Raw genomic sequence first — 21,517 nt, 5'->3', positions numbered from 1 at the left:
TTACAAATATACTTTATAAATCTGTTTTGTATTTGTAATTTTACTAAAATTTAAGAGTATGAGTTTAGTTCTTATCGTATTAATTATTGCAAATGTCTTAGCAAGTTTAAAAGGTTTCGACGACCAAAGTTTTTTTAGAAAATACGAGTTTCATATAGGAAGTATTAAAGCAGGAGATCAAATAAGAATGTTAACTTCTGGTTTTTTACATGTAGATATAGCTCATTTGGCTTTTAACATGCTTACACTTTATTTTTTTGCACCTGTTGTAATCAATCAATTTGATAGCGCTTATTTTTTAGTTATTTATTTTGGGAGTTTATTAGCGGGTAGTTTACTTACATTGTTCATTCATAAAGATGAATATTACTATAGAGCAGTTGGAGCTTCAGGTGCAGTTTCAGGTATAATATATAGTTCAATTTTATTATATCCTGAAATGCAAATTTTACTTTTCTATGTGTTACCCATTCCAGGTTATATTTTTGGAATAGGATATTTGTTGTATTCAATTTATGGCATGAAATCAAGAACCGATAACATTGGACATACAGCTCATTTTGGAGGTGCAATAGGAGGTTATGTAATAACACTAATAAAAGATCCAAGTATTATTTATAATGAATCCCTAATTGTGGTTTTAGTTTTAATACCAATAGTTATTTTATTTTACCTTCAAAAGAAAAACAAGCTGTAGTTTGGCATTGTTATTGTAAAAGTTCAAACTAAAAAAATAATTATATGAAAAAGTTAATTTTAGTACTAACATTTATAACAGCAATGGTACAAGCACAAGAAGTAAAGCAAGTTCCTTCAATTAGTGTAACTGGTGAAGGAAAAATTAAAGTAACGCCTGACGAGGCAATAATTTCATTTGGTGTAGAAAATTCAGGTAAAGATGCTACTGAAGTAAAAAAGAAAAACGACGAAATTGTAGATAAAGTTTTAAAAGTAATTAAGAAACATAAAATTCCTGTTGCAGATTTTCAAACAGAAAGAGTTTCTTTGTTTAAAACATATGATTATAATACTAAGAAAAATCAATTTCAAGCGAGTCAAAATATTTCTATTCATTTAAAAGATTTGAATAAGTATGATGGTTTAATGATGGATTTAGTTGATGCTGGTGTTAATGCTATTCAGAATGTAGAATTTAAATCTTCAAAAATTAAAGAATTAGAATCTCAAGCCAGAAAAGATGCTATTTTAGATGCTAAAAAGAAAGCAGAAGATTTTGTATCAGTTTTAAATCAAAAAGTTGGTAAGGCAATTACAATTTCAGATAATACGCAGGCGAATTATCCCAGACCAATGTACAAAACATATGCAATGGCAGCAGAATCTGCTGATGCAGGAATGAATAGAGAAACATTAGCTATTGGAGAAATTGAGATTACGACTTCAGTAAGCATTGTTTTTGAATTACTATAGAAAGTCATAAGTTTATAAAAATAAAAAAGCTCAAGTTTAACTTGAGCTTTTTTTTAATTTATATCTTGTGGGGAGAGCAGGATTAACTACGTTCATCCCGAGTAAGATGAATCTTACTCAAATAAAAAATCCCAAAATATTTATAAAAGTAAACTTTTAACATATTCTGAGATTTTTTCTTTGTGGGGAGAGCAGGATTCGAACCTGCGAAGGTGAAAACCAGCAGATTTACAGTCTGCCCTCGTTGGCCGCTTGAGTATCTCCCCAGCCTGTGCTTATCTTGTAAGCGGTTGCAAATATAGAATTGTTTTTGTTAGTTGCAAACGAAAAATCAATAAATTTTCAATAAATTTTATAAGTAATTGGTAATGAAAAAAATAAAAAAAGCTCCATTACGGAGCTTTTTTATTTTTAAGAGAAAATCTATTTATTTAGTAGTTCTTCAACTTTATTTCTTAGTTCTTCACCTCTTAAATCTTTGGCAACAATAACGCCATTTGCATCTAGAATAAAAGTAGCTGGAATTGCTTTTACATTATACATTTCAGCAATTGGATCTTGCCAAAACTTTAAATTAGATACATGATTCCAAGTTAAACCATCTTTAGCAATAGCTTCTTTCCATTTTGCTTCGTCTTTATCTAAAGAAACACCAATGATATTTAATCCTTTAGCATGTAATTCATTGTATAAAGCTACAACATTTGGATTTTCCATACGACATGGTCCACACCAAGAAGCCCAAAAATCTATAATTGTTACTTTTCCTAATGATTCTTTTAAAGATAATGTTTTGCCTTCTGGAGATGGAGCAGAGAAATCTGGAGCTTTTTTACCAACTTCTACAGCATTAGCAGCTTTTAAAATATCATTTAATGATTTGTAAGCTTTTGTTTCAGCGAATTTTTTATCAAAATTATTAAAGAATTCTTGTGCTTCTTGTGAAGTAATGAATTGTTGCATTAAAGCATTTTGAGTTAAAATAATGCTCAAATATGTTTTTGGATTATTTTTAATGATGCCTAATGGGATGTTTTTAAGTTCGTCTTGAATTACATTCAATTGTTTCATTAAACCGTTCATAGTAGCAGTATCATTGCTAGTTTGAGCAGTCATATATTTTTCACCATTATCGTTTTTAAATTTGTTGATACGCTCATTAACTTCTTTGTTTTTCTTAGAAAAACTTTCAAAAAGTTCATTTTCTGGTGTACCACCAACGCTTGTATTTTGGATTGAGTCTTTGTTGAATTTGATTACAATTTCTCCATTTTCTAAAATGAAAGGAATTCCGTTATTTCCTTCAATAGTTAGGAAACCTAATTCTGGCAAATCGGCAGCACCATTAAAAGTGAATTTACCATTTTCTACAGTTACAGTATCTTTAGCAATAAGCTCGTTTTCTCCTTGTACTTGTAAAAATACTTTTGTACCGTTACCTACACCATTAGCTTCTCCAGAGATGGTAAAACCATCTGAATTCTTGTTACAAGAAACAAGTGTAATTAGGGCACTAAATAAAATTGTTAATTTTCTCATTGTTTTTTAAAATTTACGCAAATGTATTCAATATTGCTCTTATTTATTAAAGATTTGATATTAATTTTTTCATAAAAAAATCAGGCAATTGCCTGATTTTGATTTCATATATGTACTTACTTTTATTTTAGTGTAGAAGGACAAACATAATTTGTTAAAGGAATTGAAGTTTCTCTAATACCGCTCATTCCTTTTTCAACATTAATCATATTATGATAACCTCTTGCTTTCATAATTGAAGCCCAAATTACAGAACGATATCCACCAGCACAATGCACATAAAAAGTTTCTTCTTTTGGTATTTCAGCAAGATGATCATTGATATAATCTAAAGGAATATTTACCGCATTTTCAACTCTTTCTGCTGTAAACTCTCCTGGTCTTCTTGCGTCAATTACAATAGCATCCTTGTAGTGATTTGCAAATTCATCTGGACTAACTGAAGATATAGAATCTACTTCAAAGCCTGCATCTTTCCAAGCCTCAATTCCTCCACTTAAATACCCTAAAGTATTATCAAATCCTACACGAGATAAACGCATAATAGTTTCTTCTTCTTTTCCTTCTGGAACGACTAATAAAATAGGTTGTTTTACATCTTTTATTAAAGCGCCAACCCATGGAGCAAATTGTCCGTGAAGACCAATAAAAATAGAACCTGGAATATGTTCTTTAACAAAATCATTTTCGTGACGAACATCAACAATTAATGCTTCGGTTTGGTTGGCAACCGTTTCAAATTCTTTTGGAGTTAATGGTTTATTTCCTTTTGCCATTACATCCTCTAAACTATCATATCCTTTAATATTCATCAAAACATTTTGAGGGAAATAGGCTGGAGGAGGAGTTAAACCATCTAGTAATTCTTTTTTAAATTCCTCTAAAGTCATATCTGCACGAAGTGCATAATTTGTTTTCTTTTGGTTTCCTAAAGTATCAGTAGTTTCTTTACTCATGTTCTTACCACAAGCACTTCCTGCTCCGTGATTTGGATACACAATTAAATCATCTGATAAAGGCATGATCTTATTGCGTAAAGAGTAATATAATTTTTCTGCTAAAACATCTTGAGTTAAATCTTCTACTAATTTTTGAGCTAAATCGGGACGACCAACATCTCCAATAAATAGAGTATCCCCAGTGATGATACCGTGTTGTTTTCCGTTTTCATCAATCAGTAAATAAGTTGTACTCTCTAATGTGTGTCCGGGTGTGTGTAAAGCTTTAATAGTGTAATTACCAATTTTAAACTCCTGTCCGTCTTCTGCAATAATAGCTTCAAAATTAGGTTTTGCTGTTGGACCGTAAACAATTTGAGCACCAGTTTTTTTAGCTAAATCTAAATGTCCCGAAACGAAATCTGCATGGAAATGAGTTTCGAAAATGTATTTAATTTTAGCATTATCTTTTGTTGCTCTATCAATATAAGGTTGAACTTCACGTAACGGATCAAAAATTGCAGCTTCTCCGTTATTTTCTAAATAATAAGCAGCATGGGCAATGCACCCAGTATATATTTGTTCAATTTTCATAACTATTTTTTATAAAAAATTTGTGTATCAAAGTTACTTAAAATTATTGTTTTTATAGTAACAATTGTTACAATAATTCCTTAAAAAGGATAACAAAAGCCATAATGAGAACAAAGATTGCAAATAGCTTTTTAAGTTGTTTTTCATTGATAAACTTACTTAAATAAGTTCCAATAAATATTCCTAAAATGGAAATTGAAGTAAAGATTAGTAAAAAATTCCAATCAATATGAATGTTTTGAACATCGCCTAAAAAACCAATTAATGAATTGATTGCTATAATGAATAGCGATGTGCCAATTGCTTTTTTCATAGGAAGTTTTGCAAAAAAGACAAGTGAAGGAATAATTAAAAATCCGCCACCAGCACCAACCAATCCAATAATGACTCCAATTAAAAAAGTTTGTAAAACAATTACAGAGTTTGGTACTTCTTTAGTTAAGTTTTCTGTATTAGTTGAATTTTTCTCTCTTAACATTGAAATTGCTGCTAAAAACATAATTACAGCGAAAAAAACCATTAAGAAAGTACCTTTTGTTAACGTAAAATTTGAAATGGTTATAATATCATTTGGAATTTTTGGTACAATAAAACTCCTAGTTAAATAAACCCCTATGAAAGATGGTACCGCAAAAAGTAATCCCTTTTTAATATCTACATAACCTTTTTTAAAATTTTGAAATGCTCCAAATATAGATGTTGTTCCTACAATAAACAGCGAATATGCTGTTGCAGTTACAGGATTTACAAACATTATGTAAACCAATATTGGCACTGTAAGCATAGATCCACCACCTCCGGTTAAACCTAAAATTAATCCAACGCATAAAGCTCCAATGTAGCCAAGTAGTTCCATTAAAATTCTAGAATTTCAATTTTATTTCGGTGTAGTTTAATTTTGCCTTGCATTTCTAGTGCTTTCAATAATCTTGAAATAACAACTCTTGACGTATGCATTTCGTATGCAATTTGCTGATGAGTATTATTAATTTCTGTATTACCAATAACTTTAGCTTTATCTGTTAAATATTTATACAACCTTTCGTCTAAGTTCATAAAAGCTAATGTATCTATAGCTTCTAGCATTTCTTTTAAACGTATATTATAGCTGTCAAATACAAAGTTTCTCCAAGTTTTATATTTGGTTAACCATTCTTCCATTTTTTCTACAGGAATCATAAGTAAAGTACCATCTGTTTCGGCAATTGCTCTTATTTTACTTTTAGATTGTCCCATACAACAAGTTAAAGTCATGGCACAAGTATCGCCACGTTCTAAAAAGTATAACAACAGTTCATCTCCGTTATCGTCTTCGCGAAGAATCTTTATCGCGCCTTCTAATAATAAAGGCATTGTTTTGATATAATCTCCAATTTCAATTAAATAGTCATCGGCTTTAAATTCTTTATAAACTGCAACTTTACTTATTTCATCAATAAGTTCTTCTTCAAAAATATATCCGTAAGCCTGTTGTAAAATTTCTTTCATTTTTTATAGTTGTAATTATTCAAAGAATTAATACTGTAAAGATAGGATTTTAAAACATAAGGTGTATGTAACAAAAGTTACCTAAAAAAAGAATATGATTTATAAATAAAATTAAATCAGACTTTAACTAATTGAAAAAAAGAAGCTTGCGCGAGAATATATTTAATGGTTTTGAATTTTAGTTAATTTTTTATAATTGTAATTGGATAAAAACTGTTAATATTTGTGCAACTTAGTTAAATTACTATAAATTTGTTATCCTTAAAAATTAAAATAGGATGACATCAATTTCATACGTAAGCGGTCCTTCTTCAACACCTTTACTAGGAGAAACAATAGGACAAAACTTAAAAAGAACGGTTGAAAATTATCCCGATAATATTGCATTAGTTTCACTTCAACAAAATTATAAGGTTACTTACAAAGAATTTTGGGATCAAACCACTCAATTAGCAAAATCGCTTTTAGCAATGGGAATAGATTCAGGAGATAGAGTAGGAATTTGGTCACCAAATCGATTTGAATGGACATTATTACAATATGCAACAGCTCGAATTGGTGTTATTTTAGTGAATATAAATCCCGCTTATCGTTCCAATGAATTAATTTATGTGTTGAACCAGTCTGGAACAAAGTTTTTAATTTCTGCTTTACAATTTAAAACGAGTGATTATAAAAAGATTGTCAAAAAATCGGAGAAATTTTGTAAAAAGTTAAAGCAAACCATGTATTTAGACCAAGATTGGGAACAATTAATGGCTTTGTCGTCTTCTATTTCCGGTGAACAATTGGAAACTGTTGAAGCTAAAGTTCAGTTTGATGATCCGGTTAATATTCATTATACTTCGGGAACAACAGGTTTTCCAAAAGGTGTTACTTTGTCTCACCATAATATTTTAAATAATGGTTATTTCATTGGTAAACGATTGAATTACACCGAAAAAGATAAAGTTTGTATTCCAGTGCCATTTTATCATTGCTTTGGAATGGTAATTGGAAATTTGGCTTGTACTACATCAGGCGCAACTATGGTAATTCCTGCAGAAAGTTTTGATCCTCAATTGACTTTAGAAGCTGTTGAAAAAGAACAATGTACTTCGCTTTATGGTGTACCAACTATGTTTATAGCCGAGTTGCAACTGCCAAATTTTGATTCTTTTAATTTAAAAAGTTTAAGAACAGGAGTAATGGCAGGTTCTCCTTGTCCCGTAGAAGTTATGAAACAAGTACAATCTAAAATGTACATGAAAGAAGTTTCAATTTGTTATGGAATGACAGAAACTTCTCCTGTTTCAACCCAAACGTTAATAGGTGCTCCATTAGAAAAACAAGTGAGTACTGTTGGTACCATTCAAGATCATTTAGAAATTAAAATTGTTAATCCTGATACTGGCGAAATTGTAGAACGAGGACTTCCAGGTGAATTATGTACACGCGGTTACTCGGTTATGTTGAAATATTGGGAAAATCCGGAAGCAACTCATTATGTTTTAGATGATGCAGGTTGGATGCACAGTGGCGATTTAGCTGTAATGGACGAAGAAGGTTATATTAACATTGCAGGTCGAATAAAAGATGTAATCATTAGAGGCGGAGAGAATATTTCGCCAAGAGAAATTGAAGAGTTTTTATATACACACGATTTAATTGAAGATGTGCAAGTTATTGGTGTTCCAAGTGAAAAATTTGGTGAAGAAATAATGGCTTGGGTAAAATTAAAAGCAAATGTAGAACTTTCTCAAGATGAATTATTACAGTTTTGTAAAGATCAAATTGCGCATTATAAAGTACCGAAATTTTGGAAATTTGTAGATACTTTTCCAATGACAATTACTGGAAAAATTAGAAAAGTAGAAATGCGTGAAATATCTATTAAAGAGCTTGGTTTAGAAGATTTACTGAAGATTAAAACAAGTTAGGAATGAATCAGTATAACAGAAGTAATTTTCATAAAAACACATTTTGTGTGTTTAAACATCTTACTTTGGAAGAAGCAGCTGAAATTGAATTTGTTCATAAAAGTAAATCGGGAAGTGAGTATTTTTTTACAAATGAAGGAGTTTATAGAAAGTCGAATCATTGGGGAAGAGTTGCCAACTGTAGATGGAAATTAGTTTCAAGTTCTCAAGAAAAGATAAATAATCATTTACCACAAATTGGTTATGCAAATTGGAATGAGTTTTTCAATAATGAAGAAAGCAAACCTTTGTATTTTATTTACCAAGATGCAGCAAACAATTTCGATTTTTATCATAAAGAACATGCTTTTTTTGAAGATGAATTTGCGTTAAGAAATGCGAGCAAATGTTCTAAAATAATGAAAGAACTTAAAATGGTTCAACAAACCGATGATTGGTCGAAATATTTAGAAATTACTGATTTAGAAACAACTAGAAATTGGTTAATACAAGAATTGTTAACTTCAAATACTAATTTAGCTTCTTTAAAACGCAAATTATTACATAAATAAAAAAGCCACCTTTTTGGTGGCTTTTTTATTTATTATTTTGAAAAACTTATTTACTCATGTTTTTCATTTCTTTTCTATCATGTCGTAGAATTGATCAATTTTTGGCATAATGATAATTCTAGTTCTTCTATTTTTAGCTCTGTTTGCCGGAGTATCATTTTCTACTAATGGAATATAGAAACTTCTACCAGCTGGAATTAATTGTTTAGGACTTACATTAAAATCTTTTTGTAAAACTCTCACAATAGAAGTTGATCTTTTAACAGATAAATCCCAGTTGTCTAATAATACCGCATTTTTAATAGGCACATTGTCTGTATGACCTTCAACCATACATTCAAAATCTGGTTTACTGTTAATTACTTTAGCAACTTTGCTTAATACAGATTTTGCGTTGTCGCTTACTTCATAACTTCCCGATTTGAATAATAAATTATCAGCAATCGAGATCATTACTACTCCTTTTTCAACATTAATATTGATGTCTGGATCATCAATTCCCACTTCACGTTTTAAACTTGTAACTAATGCTAAAGTAACGCTGTCTTTTTTAGTTAAAGCATCTTGTAAGCGCGATATTTTTAAATCTTTTTCTTTTAAACTTTCTAATGATTTTTCAAGATTTTCAGCTCCTTTTTGAGTTAAAACAGTTAATTCTTTAGAACTGTTAATTAAGTCAGAGTTGTTTTTCTTTAAATAATCGATTTGATTTGCTAAAGCATCTTTCTCTGTTAAACAAGAATTCAATTTTACAGTAGCTGTGTTTAATAAATCTTGCGTTTCCTTTTGTTTGGCTTCTAATTCAGCAAACTTCTTTTTCGATACACAAGAAGTTAGAGTTAATACCAAAGCAAGCGTTGGGACAATTACTCTTTTCATAAGTTTTTTCTTTTTTAGTTTTTTTCGTTCCTATATAATTCCAACGCAAAATTATTAACAATAGTGTTTAGTTTCGTTAAAAAGATAGCTAAACTATTGTTAAAATAATTCGGAAAAGTACTTTTTCTTCTTGATATAGTGCAAATAAACAATACTCTCTACAGTATAGTATTTTTTTAAGCCAGTTTTGGGATTTCGTTTTTTTAAATTTTTATTCAAATTTAAATAGAAGTAAAAGTGTGATTTTAAAACCGCCCATAAGTGTAAAGGTTTTCCTTCTAAAAGAAACTTTATACCTGCTATTCCGTCGAAAGTTAATCTAATGAATAGGGTAGAGATTAACTCTTTCTTTGGTAGGTTTTTAGTGAGCATCCAAAGAGAATTTCTGAAATTTAAAAATGTTTTATACGGACTTCCAGTTTTTAAAGTGGCTCCGCCAACATGATAAACTGTAGAATTTCCGTTGTATTTTATTTGGTAACCTAAGTTTTTTACACGCCAACATAAATCGATTTCTTCTTGATGTGCAAAAAAATCTTCATCAAAACCTTGTAGCTTTTTAAAGACTTCATTTCGAATAAAAAAGCAAGCGCCTGAAGCCCAAAAAATATCTTTAATGTCGTTGTATTGATAAGTATCTTTTTCGATAGATTCAAAAATTCGGCCTCTACAAAATGGAAAACCATACTTATCTATAAAGCCGCCTGCAGCTCCGGCATACTCAAATAAAGCTTTATTTTTATAATCTAAAATTTTAGGTTGAATAATAGCAGTATTTGCTTCATTATTAAATTGATCTAAAATCGGGTTTAGCCAACCTTCAGTTACTTCAATATCACTATTTACTAATGCTAACAAAGGTTCTTCAACATATTGTAAAGCTTCATTATATCCTTTCGCAAAACCAAAGTTGTTTGTATTTGAAATAATTTTTACTTCCGGAAATTCGGTTTGTAAAACTTCAATAGAATTATCAGTCGAAGCATTATCAGCTACATAAATAGTTGCATTCGTAGAATACTGAATAATTGTTGGTAAAAATTGATGCAACAATTCGGCACCATTCCAGTTTAGTATAACAATTGCTATTTTATTCAAAATCAAAGTCTATTATAAGTTCAAAAATACTAATTACTTTTTACTAATCACTATTTACTAAATTCTGGTAACTCTTTTAAAAAAACATATTTTTCATTTTCAAAATCCATCTGACAAAAATAGTGATTCAGTCCATTAGTAATCATTAAATTTTCTGCTTTTAAAACAAAATTATATTGAGCAATTTGATCAAAAGTTCCTTGTGTAATTTGTACTTCAGGAGCTTTGCATTCTACTAATAAAAAGAAACTTCCATCGGTATTAAATACTACAATATCATACCTTCTTTTCAATCCATTAACATTGACAAGTTTTTCTACATTTATAAGCGATTTGGGATATTTTAAATCTTCAATTAAATAATTTAGAACATGTTGGCGAACCCATTCTTCAGGGGTTAGCAACAAAAATTTTTTTCTGATAATATCAAATATGTAGGTTTTATTTTCACTATTTTTGAAGCGAAAGGAATAGTTGGAAAAATTGAGTTTTTGCATAGTTCAAAAATAAATAATTATAATGAACTGTCAACTGTCAACTGAATACTAAATTATGGACGAAGTCATTCAAATTACAAAAGATATTAAAGCGGGAAATATAAAGCCTATCTACTTTTTTATGGGTGAAGAACCTTATTACATTGATAAATTGACAGAATTTATTGAGGATAATATTCTTACCGAAGACGAAAAAGGTTTTAATCAAATGGTTTTGTATGGTAGAGATACTACAATTGAAGATATCGTTTCTAATGCAAAACGTTTCCCAATGATGGCAGAAAGACAAGTTGTTATTGTGAAAGAAGCACAAGAACTCGCAAAAACTATTGATAAATTAGAAGCCTACGCCGAAAATCCCCAGCCTTCAACTGTATTAGTATTTGCATATAAATACAAAACTCTAGATAAAAGAAAGAAGATAACGAAAGTTTTAGAAAAGAAAGGTTTGGTTTTTGAAAGCAAAAAACTTTATGAGAATCAAGTTGGCGATTGGATAAAGAGAGTTTTAAGTGGTAAAGGTTATGCCATTGAACCAAAAGCTGCAGCCATGTTAGTTGAATTTTTAGGAACCGATTTATCTAAAATTAGTAACGAATTAGATAAGCTAAAAATTATTTTACCTAAAGGACATACAATTTCAGCTCAAGATGTAGAGGAAAATATTGGAATTAGTAAAGATTTTAATGTATTTGAATTAAGAAAAGCTATTGGTGATGGAAACCAATTAAAAGCATATAAAATTATTGAGTATTTCTCTCAAAATCCAAAAGACAATCCATTAGTTCTTACAGTTGGACAAGTATTTTCTTTTTTCTCCCAATTGTTGCAATATCATGGTTTAAAAGATAAATCTAAAGGAAATGTTGCCAAAGTTTTAAAAGTAAATCCATTTTTTGTAGGTGATTACGAATTGGCAGCAAAAAGATATCCTATGAAAAAGGTGAGTGGTATTGTTTCTAAAATGAGAGATATTGATGTTAAAAGTAAAGGTGTTGGTGCGACTTCAACTACCGATTATGATTTAATGAAAGAAATGCTGATTTTTATTTTTAATTAAATTAGATGAGAAAATAAAAAATTAATTTGAAATGTCGATATTTGTGGTCCTCAAATTTTAAATAAATTATTATGGGAATGAATAAAAATACAGTACTGGCTTGGGCTACCTTCATAATGATATTGATGGGGTTATTATTAGTTTCATTAGCAATATTTAGATATGATGATGTTGCAGGATGGGGGTTTGGAGCAGTTGGAGTTGGTTTTTTTGCTAATGCTTGGGTTTTTAATGCTTTAAAAGGAAGAGTATAAACTTAGTGTTTATGGTTTATTATTAGTTAAGAAAATACCATAAATTATAATCAAATAAAATAACAATAATAAAATGTCAGACGATAAGAAAGTAATTTTCTCCATGTCGAGAGTAAACAAAATTTACTCAAGTACAAATAAACAGGTTTTAAAGGATATTTATTTAAGTTTCTTTTATGGAGCAAAAATTGGTATTTTAGGTTTAAATGGTTCAGGTAAATCTTCTTTATTAAAGATTATAGCAGGAATTGATAAAAATTATCAAGGAGATGTTGTTTTTGCTCCAGGTTATACTGTAGGATATTTAGAACAAGAACCACAATTAGACGAAAATAAAACCGTAATTGAAATTGTTCGTGAAGGAGCGGCTGAAATTTATGCTTTATTAGATGAATTTAATAAAATAAATGACGATTTTGGTTTGCCAGAAGTTTATGAAGATGCTGATAAGATGCAAAAATTGATGGATCGTCAAGCAGAACTTCAAGATAAAATTGATGCAGCTGGAGCTTGGGAAATCGATAATAAATTAGAAGTTGCAATGGATGCACTTCGCACACCAGAAGCAGATACTCCAATTAAAGTATTATCGGGAGGAGAGAAGCGTCGTGTAGCTTTATGTAGATTATTATTACAACAGCCCGACGTTTTATTATTAGATGAGCCTACTAACCACTTAGATGCTGAATCTGTATTATGGTTAGAGCAACATTTACAACAATATGCAGGAACTGTAATTGCAGTAACACACGATCGTTATTTCTTAGATAATGTTGCAGGTTGGATTTTAGAGTTGGATAGAGGAGAAGGAATTCCTTGGAAAGGAAATTATTCTTCTTGGTTAGACCAAAAAGCAAAACGTTTAGAACAAGAAGAAAAAACAGCTTCTAAAAGAAGAAAAACATTAGAACGCGAGTTAGATTGGGTTCGTCAAGGTGCAAAAGGTCGTCAAACGAAACAAAAAGCACGTTTACAAAATTATGACCGATTGTTAAATGAAGATCAAAAACAATTAGAAGAAAAATTAGAAATTTATATTCCTAATGGACCTCGTTTGGGTACAAATGTTATTGAAGCGAAACATGTTTCAAAAGCTTTTGGCGATAAACTATTATATGAAGATTTAAACTTTACTTTACCTCAAGCGGGAATTGTGGGAATTATTGGTCCAAATGGCGCTGGTAAATCTACCATCTTCAGAATGATTATGGGGGAAGAACAACCAGATGGTGGTGAATTCACAATAGGCGATACGGTAAAAATTGCTTATGTAGATCAATCTCACAAAGATATTGACGTTGAAAAATCAATTTGGGAAAACTTCTGTGACGGACAAGAAATGATTATGATGGGTGGTCGTCAAGTAAATTCAAGAGCGTATCTTTCTCGTTTTAATTTTGGTGGAAGCGAGCAAAACAAAAAAGTTTCTACATTATCTGGAGGTGAACGTAACCGTTTACACTTGGCAATGACATTAAAAGAAGAAGGAAACGTTTTACTTTTAGATGAGCCAACAAATGATTTAGATATTAACACATTACGAGCTTTAGAGGAAGGTTTAGAAAACTTTGCTGGTTGTGCAGTAATTATTTCTCACGATCGTTGGTTTTTAGATAGAGTTTGTACGCATATCTTAGCTTTTGAGGGTGATTCTCAAGTATATTTCTTCGAAGGAAGTTTCTCTGATTATGAAGAAAATAAGAAAAAACGTCTTGGAAAAGAAGTAACGCCAACAAGAATAAAATACAAAAAATTAATTAGATAAAAAATGTAATAAAATCCTGATTTTTAATCAGGATTTTATTTATTTTAGTGTTTTCTTTTTTAAATAATCAAGTGAAACAACTTTTTACTTTAATTCTTTTAGTTTTTAGTAATTTTGTCTTTTCTCAAGACCAAGTTTCCTATAAAGTTGTTTGTAAAGATTTATTATCTAAATCTGGTCAAAATTTTCTCGATCTAAAAAATGACGAATCTATTCGTTTTGCAAATGAAGCACTATCATTAGCCATTGATAATAAGGATAATGAATTTGCTGCAAAGGCTTATAATTTAATTGGATTAAACTACGCCGATTTTTCTGATGTAAATAAAGCAGTTGAAGCTTACAAAAAAGGACTTGAACATGCAAACATTACTGAAAATGACACCATTAAAAGTTGGTTAACAAACAATTTAGCAAACGCTTATTGTTACAATAAAATTGATTTTAATGAAGGCGTTAAATATTATAAATTAGGATTAAAATACGCCGAAAAACTTAATAACGAGAGTGAAATTGCGTTTACGAAGTTAAATCTTGCAAGTGCTTTATTTAGAGTGGTAAATTATCAAGAAGGAATTGTCTATTTGATTGATACAAAAGATTTTGTAGAGAATAATGACGATATTGAAGCCAAAATTTCATTTTATTCTCTTTATGCCGATTATTACAATAATGCTTCAAATAGTTTTGAAAAAGCAGAAGAATATTATGCTAAGGCTTTCGAAATATCTAAGTCGAATGAAACCGAGTTTATAAAATCGCATATTGCTAATTTATATGAAGATATTGCTCAATTTTATTCTAAACATGAAAACTTTGATAAAGCATTTTTGTTTTTAAATAAAGCCGATTCTCTTAAAACTGATATTTACAATTCGGAACGAATTAGTAAAGTTGCCCAAGTAAGTAATGAAGTTGATAAAAATGAAGTTGAACGAGACTTACAAAAGGTTAAAAAAGAAAAATTACTTAATGAGGAGAAGCTTGAAGATACAAAGATTATTGTAACACTTTTTATTGTTATTTTTTCCATTTTAATATTGTTATTAATTTCAATGTTTAGAAATAATAGATTGCGTGTCGAGAAGAATTTGGAGTTGCAAAAAGCAAACAATGAACTTCAAAAATCAAAAGAACAAGCTGAGGAAGCTTCAAATATAAAATCTCAATTTATTTCAACAATTAGTCACGAATTAAGAACTCCTTTGTATGGTGTTATTGGTACTACTGATATAATTGAAGAAGAACATCCAGAACTTAAAAACAGTCCGCATTTAAAAGCACTCAAGTTTTCCGCAAATTATTTATTATCATTAGTAAATGATATTTTGAAAGTTTACAAAATTGAAGAAAATAAAGTAATTCTTGAAAATAAAATTTTTTGTCTCGAAGATGCAGTAGAAAATATTAAAGAGGCACTTGAAACAATTGCTCGTAGAAATAATAATAAAATTTATATTGATTTAGACAGTAAAATACCCGAATTTTTAATTGGTGATAAAATTAGATTATCACAAATTATAATAAACTTAATGAGTAATTCATTAAAATTTACTCAAAATGGTAAGGTTACTTTAATAACCAGTTTAAATAAAATAATAAATGAAGACTATTTTATAGAGTTTAAAGTTATCGATACTGGAATTGGAATTCCTAAAAAATACCAACAAGCTGTTTTCGAAAAATTTGTTCAAATAGAACGAAAAGAAGACGATTATCAAGGAACAGGCTTAGGATTAACTATCGTAAAGAAACTTATAAGTTTATTTAAAGGTTCTATTGATTTGCACAGTGAAGAGGGAAAAGGAACTACAATTACATTTATTATTCCATTTAAAAACGGAAATTCTAAAAATCAAGATTTTATTGAAAACGTTGAGGTAGATTTTACGCAATTTAAACCATACAATATTTTAGTAGTTGAAGATAACAAGATTAACCAAGTTGTAACAAAAAGATTATTAGAAAACCATAAGTTTATTTGTGACATTGTTGATGATGGTTTTGCTGCATTAAGTAAATTAGAATCAAAAAGTTATGATGCAATTTTAATGGATATTAATATGCCTAAAATTAATGGTTTTGAAACTTCTAAACTAATTAGAGCAAAAGGTATAACAACGCCAATTATTGCTGTTACAGCATTCGAAAAAGAAGAAATTATAGATAAAGCAAAAGATGCTCAAATAAATGATGTGGTGGTAAAACCATTTGAAGCTTCTAAATTATTTCAAATTATTCACGAATTAATTACCAAACTAAACAATTCCTAAAATCATACAAATTGAAAAAATTACAATAAGTAGTGCTACAATTTTGTGTAGAATGTCTATTGTTATTTTTTTAACCAATTTATTTCCTAAAAAGGCTCCTGTAAAAGCAGCAACTGTTGCAATAGCAAGTATGTTTATGTTTATAGAAGAATGTGCAAAAACATTAGAATTACTATAAACACTTAACCGACTAATATCAATACAACAAGCAATAAAAATTCCGGATGCAATAAATTGTTCTTTAGTTATGGGTAATTTCATTAAAAATGCAGAACGTAAAGCGCCTTGATGACCTGATAATCCACCAAAAAATCCACTTAAAATTCCACCAATTGGCAACAATTTTTCATTGAATTTCATTCTTTTTAAACCCGGAATAATATCAAAAAACGAAAAAAGAATTAGTAAAGAACCAATTATTATTTTCATCCAATTGGTAACCAATACTTTTCCTAAAAAATTAAATTCAATTGCAGTTGGAACTTCGGTTAATAGATTTAAAGTTTTGGCTCCAACAAAAGCAAAAACAGTTGCTGGAATTCCAAATAACAAAACTGTTTTCCAATGAATATTTTTTCCAACTAATGATAGTTTAAAAATATTATTCAAAAAATGAACAATTGCTGTTAAACTAATGGCTATTTCTAAAGGAAAAAACAAAGCAAATGCAGGAAGTAAAAGGGTACCTAAACCAAAACCTGAAAAGAAAGTTAATCCAGAAGCAAAGAAAGCAACTATAGCAATAACAATAATTTCCATTATATATCTAAACTTTTACTTTTTATGTAATCTGTAATTAGATAGGCAATTAACTTACCTGTTAAATGATTATTGGTTTTATTATCGTCTAAATTTGGTGCAGCTTCACAAATATGCAAATAAGCGGCATTCTTATTTTTACCAAAAAAATGAATGTAATGTCGGGCTTGTTGAACGCTAAAACCTGTTAATGTCATGGCACTCGAATAAATTCCTGGAATTGCATCTAAATCCAACTCAATTCCAAAAGGATCAGTTTTTACAAATTGATAGGCATTATTAAGTTCAATATTAAAATCTTTTGTTTTACGAACTTCAATTTCTTCATAACTTACATAACGAACACGCTCCTGTAAAGTTTTTATAGTATTAAATACACTTTTTGAGACAAAATTTTCGTGTAAACCAAAAATGAAATAATTTTTTAAGAAACCTTCTTCAAATGCATAAGTAAAACCATTTCCAGAATGTCTACCTTCCATGATTCTAAAATCGGTATGGGCATCAAAATTAACAGCATTTACAGGTTTTCCTTTAGCTAGAGCTAATCCTTTAATATTTCCGTAAGCGTTATTATGTCCGCCACCAATAATAATCGGAAATTTTCCAGTACTAACAATTTGATGAATTATATGAGAAACTTCTTTATCTACTTTAGAAACTAGATCGAAAAGTTCTTTTTTTTCGTTTTTGTTAGAAATACTCAAATGACTTGCTTTTTCCATTTCTTCCGCAACATCTAATTCACCTAAAATTAGTAAATCGTTTCCTTTACAAAACTTATTATGTTGAATGTTTACAAGGCTTTTTAAAGCACTTTCAAATGCGGTTGAAGCACCAGTTCTTCCATGATTTGCTTTAACTCCGATGTCTTCGGGAATTCCAAATAAGACAAATTTAGCCGAAGATTCTTTAATAAATTTCCAAATATCAACGCCATCTGGGATTATTTCTACTTTTTCACCAAATTTTATTTCACCACTTCTATGATTTGTTAATTTAGCTAACTCATTAGCTGTAAGAAGTTTAATATTGTTCATTTTTTGTAGGTATTAGCTTTTCAAAAATAAGAATTAAACAATAAATTTATCTACATGTTGAAAAAATACTTTTTATATCGTATGTTTGTTAAAAACCAATTACACCCCAATTATGGAAAATAAACAAAACAATTCTGGATTAAAAGCAGCTGTGGTAGTATTAGCCTTATTATTTTTAGGAAGTTTAGGCTATATTTTCAAATTGAATTCAGACAACAAAAAACAAGTTACTGAATTAACTACAGAAAAAACGTCATTAGAAAATGAAATTAAAGCTAAAATTGCTGAATTAGAATCAATGTCTAATGAGAACAATGCTTTAAAAAGTGATATTGATGCACAGAAGGCTGAAATGGAAAAGCTTTTAGGTGAATTACAAAAAGCAAAAGATGATTCTGCATCTATGAGAAAATATCAAGGACTTTATGCAAAATTAAACAGAGAGTTTGAAAATTTAAAAGCTGAAAATGAATTATTAAAGCAACAAAATGTTACTTTAAAATCTAATTTAGATAGCACAAATGTGGTTTTAGACGATGCGAAGCGTTTTAATGATACTTTAGTAATGCAAAACGACAACTTAACTAAAACAGTTGAGAAAGGTTCTAAACTTTCAGTTTTAAACTTAAATGTTTTAGCAGTTAAAGAAAGAAGTTCTGGTAAACAAATTGAAACAGATAAAGCAAGTAGAGCAGATAAATTAAAAATTAGCTTTATTATCGCTGAAAACCAAATTGCAAAATCTGGCGATAGAAAATATTATGTTCAAGTTATTGATAGCAAAAACAATATTCTTGGAGATAAAGAAACTATTGCATTAGGTGGAGAAGGAATGTCGTTAACTTATAGCTTTATTACTTCTGTTAAGTATGAAAATAAAACTGTTCAAGTAAACGAAGAAGTTTCTGGTAAAGATTTCCAAGCGGGTACTTACTTTGTAAATGTATTTAACGAAAAAGGAGAAAACGTTTCTAAAACTAGTTTCAATTTAAGATAATTTTCTTGTAAAGAATAAATAAAAAAAGCCACTTTTTAAAGTGGCTTTTTTATTAAATATATTTTCCGTTTATAACAACCTTTTCGATTAAGTTGGAACCAAATTCATACGGAATTTGATAATATGAATGAATAGGTTTTGTAATTATAAAATTTGCCTTTTTACCTTTTGTAATACTTCCCACTTCGTTTGAAACATCCATTGCAAAAGCTGCATTTATTGTGGCTGCATTTATAGCTTCTTCTGGAGTCATTTTCATTTTAATACAAGCAGTTGCCACAACAAAATTCATATTTCCCGACGGAGTAGTTCCTGGATTGTAATCGGTAGCTAAAGCTAAAGGCAATCCCGCGCTTATCATTTTAAGAGCAGGCGTATAAGGAATACTTATAAAATAAGAACAGCTTGGCAAAGCAACTGGAATTGTTTCCGAATTTTTTAAAACTTCAATATCTTCATCGGTTACAATTTCTAAGTGATCTACCGAACGCGCTCCGTGGTGTACACAAGCTTTAATTCCGTCAATTGCAGTGAACTGATTTACGTGAATTTTTGCAGTTAAACCATATTTTTTTCCAGCTTCCATAATACGTTCAGTTTCTTCAACAGAAAAATATCCTGTTTCTAAAAAAGCATCTATATAATCGGCTAGTTTTTCTTCAGCTATTTTGGGTAACATTTCATTAATAATCAAATCAATATAAGCTGAATGATTTTCTTTGTATTGAGTAGGGAAGGCGTGAGCTCCTAAAAATGTGGCTTTTATAGGAATTGCGTAATTTTCTTTTAAACGTTTTATAACGCGAAGCATTTTCAATTCGCCTTCAACTGTTAATCCGTAACCCGATTTAATTTCGATAGCTCCAGTTCCTTGTAAAATAACCTCTTCTAAGCGTTTTTTTGATTGTTCGTATAAATCTTCTTCCGAAGTTTCATTTAATCGTTTCGCCGAGTTTAAAATTCCGCCACCACGATTTGCAATTTCTTCATACGATAATCCGTTTATTCTATCTACAAATTCTTGAATTCTGTTCCCAGCATAAACTATATGTGTGTGACTATCAACCCAAGTTGGTAAAATTACTTTTCCTTCAACATCAATAACATTAAAATTTTCAAGTGAAGGACAGTTTTCCATTGTTCCAAAACCTTCAATACGATCATCTTTTACAATTAAAAAAGCATTGTCAATTTTTGGTAAAATAGACATTTCTTTACCAGATACTTTTTCAACTGAAATTTCTCTAACTTGTAGTAATTCTTTTATATTAATGTAGATGGTTTGCATAAAATAATTTTTGGTAAAAATAAGTCTGAATTTTAAAAACTCCTATCTTTATAGTAAAAATTATACATTTTGAGAAAGATACGATACAAGAAAGGACGCAAAGTTCAATACCAGCCATACGAATATACAGGTGTTTATACACATATGAAAACTGAAATGCAGTTGTTTGTGTATAACGAAGAAAATGTAAAAGAAATTGAAGATGTTTCTGTTGAAAATTTTATAAAAGAAAGAAGCGAAATCGAAAACAACTGGCTCAATCTTCATGGTTTAACTAATATCGATTTAATAAAAGACTTAACAGATAAGTTAAATATTAACAGTTTAATCGTTTCAGATATTTTAAATATTTCTCGAGGAACACGTTTTGATGAGCTTGACGAATGTGTTTTTTTTAGTATAAAATCGATTTTACCTTCAGATGACGATAAACAAGATTTGGTTAGAATTGAACAAATTAGTTTCTTAATTCATGATAATTTACTGATTTCGTTTCAAGAGAAAAGAGGCGATTTCTTTACACATATTAGAGAACGATTGCGAACAAATACTGGTGTGGTAAGAAAGAAAAAAGTAGATTATTTATTGTATTTAATGCTCGATTCTATTTTAGAAAATTTCTACATTACTATTGAAAATAAAGAAACTGAAATTGAACGATTGCAAACCTTGTCTAAAACTTCCGATGATCCAAAAATTATTGAAGAAATTGAAAAATACAGAGAAATATTTTACATGCTTAAGCGCTCTTTGTCCCCATTAAAAGAAGCACTTTACACTATTAAGACCATTAAGGAAGATGATGATTTTAATAGTATTGAACCGTCAAATTTTGTGTATTTCAGTAGATTACATCAAAAAACAATAGAGTTACTAGAACAAATAGATTATGATATGACTTCGCTTGATAGTGCAAGTAATTTTTATTACACTACTCAAAATCATAAGATGAATGAAGTAATGAAAACTTTAACGGTGATTTCGTCTTTATTTTTACCACTTACTTTTATAGCAGGTATTTATGGAATGAATTTTAAATACATGCCCGAGTTAGAATATCGATTAGGTTACTATACAATTCTTGGTTTAATGAGCATTATTGCAATTTCAATGCTTATTTATTTTAAACGTAAAAAATGGTTTTAAT

20 protein-coding genes and 1 tRNA gene are annotated in these 21,517 nt (G+C 29.4%); 10 read left to right on the top strand and 11 right to left on the bottom strand.

Features of this window, described 5'->3' with window-relative positions; translation table 11 throughout:
- The first annotated feature begins 58 nt into the window (after positions 1 to 58).
- Together GCU34_RS04885 and GCU34_RS04880 are read left to right on the top strand one after the other, a co-directional pair.
- Positions 59 to 697 (top strand): rhomboid family intramembrane serine protease, encoded by a 639-nt coding sequence (locus GCU34_RS04885; RefSeq protein WP_072783574.1) that lies wholly within the window; start codon positions 59 to 61, stop codon positions 695 to 697.
- A gap of 44 nt (positions 698 to 741) precedes the next feature.
- Entirely contained in the window at positions 742 to 1,431 is a 690-nt protein-coding gene (locus GCU34_RS04880; RefSeq protein WP_072783576.1) for an SIMPL domain-containing protein, read from the top strand.
- Between the two features lie 183 nt (positions 1,432 to 1,614).
- On the opposite strand, the gene GCU34_RS04875 is transcribed toward GCU34_RS04880, so the two are convergent.
- The 5 genes from GCU34_RS04875 to GCU34_RS04855 form a co-directional block, all read right to left on the bottom strand.
- Positions 1,615 to 1,697, bottom strand: a tRNA-Tyr gene (locus GCU34_RS04875).
- 157 nt (positions 1,698 to 1,854) lie between these two features.
- Positions 1,855 to 2,970 (bottom strand): TlpA disulfide reductase family protein, encoded by a 1,116-nt coding sequence (locus tag GCU34_RS04870; RefSeq protein WP_072783578.1) that lies wholly within the window; start codon positions 2,968 to 2,970, stop codon positions 1,855 to 1,857.
- A gap of 122 nt (positions 2,971 to 3,092) precedes the next feature.
- Positions 3,093 to 4,502 carry an MBL fold metallo-hydrolase gene (locus GCU34_RS04865; RefSeq protein WP_072783580.1) on the bottom strand — a complete coding sequence of 470 codons (1,410 nt, stop codon included), beginning with the start codon at positions 4,500 to 4,502 and terminating at the stop codon, positions 3,093 to 3,095.
- 67 nt (positions 4,503 to 4,569) lie between these two features.
- Positions 4,570 to 5,358 (bottom strand): sulfite exporter TauE/SafE family protein, encoded by a 789-nt coding sequence (locus GCU34_RS04860; protein ID WP_072783581.1) that lies wholly within the window; start codon positions 5,356 to 5,358, stop codon positions 4,570 to 4,572.
- Entirely contained in the window at positions 5,358 to 5,990 is a 633-nt protein-coding gene (locus GCU34_RS04855; protein WP_072783583.1) for a Crp/Fnr family transcriptional regulator, read from the bottom strand. Before GCU34_RS04855 ends, GCU34_RS04860 begins: the two co-directional genes overlap by 1 nt.
- Before the next feature lie 278 nt (positions 5,991 to 6,268).
- On the opposite strand from GCU34_RS04855, the gene GCU34_RS04850 reads away from it, so the two are divergent.
- Positions 6,269 to 7,909 (top strand): AMP-binding protein, encoded by a 1,641-nt coding sequence (locus tag GCU34_RS04850; protein ID WP_072783585.1) that lies wholly within the window; start codon positions 6,269 to 6,271, stop codon positions 7,907 to 7,909.
- 2 nt (positions 7,910 to 7,911) lie between these two features.
- Positions 7,912 to 8,460: a hypothetical protein gene (locus GCU34_RS04845; protein WP_143146202.1), complete on the top strand. Its 549-nt coding sequence runs from the start codon at positions 7,912 to 7,914 to the stop codon at positions 8,458 to 8,460.
- Between the two features lie 63 nt (positions 8,461 to 8,523).
- Here GCU34_RS04845 and GCU34_RS04840 read toward each other — a convergent pair whose 3' ends face one another.
- From GCU34_RS04840 to GCU34_RS04830, 3 genes are all read right to left on the bottom strand, one after another.
- A complete protein-coding gene (locus GCU34_RS04840) occupies positions 8,524 to 9,339 on the bottom strand; it encodes an OmpA/MotB family protein (RefSeq protein WP_152378359.1) in 816 nt (271 codons plus the stop codon).
- A gap of 99 nt (positions 9,340 to 9,438) precedes the next feature.
- Positions 9,439 to 10,437, bottom strand: a complete 999-nt coding sequence (locus GCU34_RS04835) for a glycosyltransferase family 2 protein (protein WP_072783591.1) — start codon at positions 10,435 to 10,437, stop codon at positions 9,439 to 9,441.
- A gap of 50 nt (positions 10,438 to 10,487) precedes the next feature.
- On the bottom strand, positions 10,488 to 10,934 hold the full coding sequence (locus tag GCU34_RS04830; protein ID WP_072783592.1) for a type I restriction enzyme HsdR N-terminal domain-containing protein: 447 nt from the start codon (positions 10,932 to 10,934) through the stop codon (positions 10,488 to 10,490).
- A gap of 55 nt (positions 10,935 to 10,989) precedes the next feature.
- Between GCU34_RS04830 and holA the strand changes: the two genes are divergently transcribed.
- The 4 genes from holA to GCU34_RS04810 all read left to right on the top strand — a co-directional run bounded on the left by holA (position 10,990) and on the right by GCU34_RS04810 (position 16,286).
- Positions 10,990 to 11,994, top strand: a complete 1,005-nt coding sequence (gene holA, locus GCU34_RS04825; protein ID WP_072783594.1) for a DNA polymerase III subunit delta — start codon at positions 10,990 to 10,992, stop codon at positions 11,992 to 11,994.
- A gap of 71 nt (positions 11,995 to 12,065) precedes the next feature.
- Positions 12,066 to 12,248 (top strand): CAL67264 family membrane protein, encoded by a 183-nt coding sequence (locus GCU34_RS04820; RefSeq protein WP_072783596.1) that lies wholly within the window; start codon positions 12,066 to 12,068, stop codon positions 12,246 to 12,248.
- A gap of 73 nt (positions 12,249 to 12,321) precedes the next feature.
- On the top strand, positions 12,322 to 14,013 hold the full coding sequence (gene ettA, locus GCU34_RS04815) for an energy-dependent translational throttle protein EttA (protein WP_072783598.1): 1,692 nt from the start codon (positions 12,322 to 12,324) through the stop codon (positions 14,011 to 14,013).
- Between the two features lie 71 nt (positions 14,014 to 14,084).
- Positions 14,085 to 16,286, top strand: coding sequence for a response regulator (locus tag GCU34_RS04810; protein ID WP_143146204.1), 2,202 nt, complete (start codon positions 14,085 to 14,087; stop codon positions 16,284 to 16,286).
- Here the strand turns inward: GCU34_RS04810 and GCU34_RS04805 are convergent.
- Both GCU34_RS04805 and GCU34_RS04800 read right to left on the bottom strand, forming a co-directional pair.
- Positions 16,272 to 17,045, bottom strand: coding sequence for a sulfite exporter TauE/SafE family protein (locus GCU34_RS04805; RefSeq protein ID WP_072783602.1), 774 nt, complete (start codon positions 17,043 to 17,045; stop codon positions 16,272 to 16,274). The genes GCU34_RS04810 and GCU34_RS04805 overlap by 15 nt on opposite strands.
- On the bottom strand, positions 17,045 to 18,085 hold the full coding sequence (locus tag GCU34_RS04800) for a formimidoylglutamase (protein ID WP_072783604.1): 1,041 nt from the start codon (positions 18,083 to 18,085) through the stop codon (positions 17,045 to 17,047). Before GCU34_RS04800 ends, GCU34_RS04805 begins: the two co-directional genes overlap by 1 nt.
- Before the next feature lie 112 nt (positions 18,086 to 18,197).
- Between GCU34_RS04800 and GCU34_RS04795 the strand changes: the two genes are divergently transcribed.
- The gene (locus GCU34_RS04795) at positions 18,198 to 19,082 is read left to right on the top strand and encodes a hypothetical protein (RefSeq protein ID WP_072783606.1); all 885 of its coding nucleotides are present in this window, start codon (positions 18,198 to 18,200) and stop codon (positions 19,080 to 19,082) included.
- A 52-nt stretch (positions 19,083 to 19,134) separates the two neighbouring features.
- On the opposite strand, the gene hutI is transcribed toward GCU34_RS04795, so the two are convergent.
- Positions 19,135 to 20,370 carry an imidazolonepropionase gene (hutI, locus tag GCU34_RS04790; protein WP_072783608.1) on the bottom strand — a complete coding sequence of 412 codons (1,236 nt, stop codon included), beginning with the start codon at positions 20,368 to 20,370 and terminating at the stop codon, positions 19,135 to 19,137.
- 69 nt (positions 20,371 to 20,439) lie between these two features.
- Here hutI and corA point away from each other — a divergent pair, with 69 nt between their 5' ends.
- On the top strand, positions 20,440 to 21,516 hold the full coding sequence (gene corA, locus GCU34_RS04785; RefSeq protein ID WP_072783609.1) for a magnesium/cobalt transporter CorA: 1,077 nt from the start codon (positions 20,440 to 20,442) through the stop codon (positions 21,514 to 21,516).
- Position 21,517: the final 1 nt, after the last annotated feature.

Source organism: Flavobacterium haoranii (assembly GCF_009363055.1).
GTDB lineage: Bacteria > Bacteroidota > Bacteroidia > Flavobacteriales > Flavobacteriaceae > Flavobacterium > Flavobacterium haoranii.
The sequence above is the reverse complement of the archived record's forward strand: the minus strand, read 5'-3'. Positions and strand labels throughout refer to the sequence as shown.

Coding starts and splice junctions, on each gene's coding strand:
- hutI (WP_072783608.1), bottom strand. CDS start 20,370: ATGCAAACCATCTACATTAATATAAAAGAATTACTACAAGTTAGAGAA.
- GCU34_RS04880 (WP_072783576.1), top strand. CDS start 742: ATGAAAAAGTTAATTTTAGTACTAACATTTATAACAGCAATGGTACAA.
- holA (WP_072783594.1), top strand. CDS start 10,990: ATGGACGAAGTCATTCAAATTACAAAAGATATTAAAGCGGGAAATATA.
- GCU34_RS04800 (WP_072783604.1), bottom strand. CDS start 18,085: ATGAACAATATTAAACTTCTTACAGCTAATGAGTTAGCTAAATTAACA.
- GCU34_RS04850 (WP_072783585.1), top strand. CDS start 6,269: ATGACATCAATTTCATACGTAAGCGGTCCTTCTTCAACACCTTTACTA.
- GCU34_RS04840 (WP_152378359.1), bottom strand. CDS start 9,339: ATGAAAAGAGTAATTGTCCCAACGCTTGCTTTGGTATTAACTCTAACT.
- GCU34_RS04870 (WP_072783578.1), bottom strand. CDS start 2,970: ATGAGAAAATTAACAATTTTATTTAGTGCCCTAATTACACTTGTTTCT.
- GCU34_RS04805 (WP_072783602.1), bottom strand. CDS start 17,045: ATGGAAATTATTGTTATTGCTATAGTTGCTTTCTTTGCTTCTGGATTA.
- GCU34_RS04845 (WP_143146202.1), top strand. CDS start 7,912: ATGAATCAGTATAACAGAAGTAATTTTCATAAAAACACATTTTGTGTG.
- GCU34_RS04855 (WP_072783583.1), bottom strand. CDS start 5,990: ATGAAAGAAATTTTACAACAGGCTTACGGATATATTTTTGAAGAAGAA.
- GCU34_RS04860 (WP_072783581.1), bottom strand. CDS start 5,358: ATGGAACTACTTGGCTACATTGGAGCTTTATGCGTTGGATTAATTTTA.
- GCU34_RS04820 (WP_072783596.1), top strand. CDS start 12,066: ATGGGAATGAATAAAAATACAGTACTGGCTTGGGCTACCTTCATAATG.
- GCU34_RS04795 (WP_072783606.1), top strand. CDS start 18,198: ATGGAAAATAAACAAAACAATTCTGGATTAAAAGCAGCTGTGGTAGTA.
- ettA (WP_072783598.1), top strand. CDS start 12,322: ATGTCAGACGATAAGAAAGTAATTTTCTCCATGTCGAGAGTAAACAAA.
- GCU34_RS04885 (WP_072783574.1), top strand. CDS start 59: ATGAGTTTAGTTCTTATCGTATTAATTATTGCAAATGTCTTAGCAAGT.
- GCU34_RS04830 (WP_072783592.1), bottom strand. CDS start 10,934: ATGCAAAAACTCAATTTTTCCAACTATTCCTTTCGCTTCAAAAATAGT.
- GCU34_RS04865 (WP_072783580.1), bottom strand. CDS start 4,502: ATGAAAATTGAACAAATATATACTGGGTGCATTGCCCATGCTGCTTAT.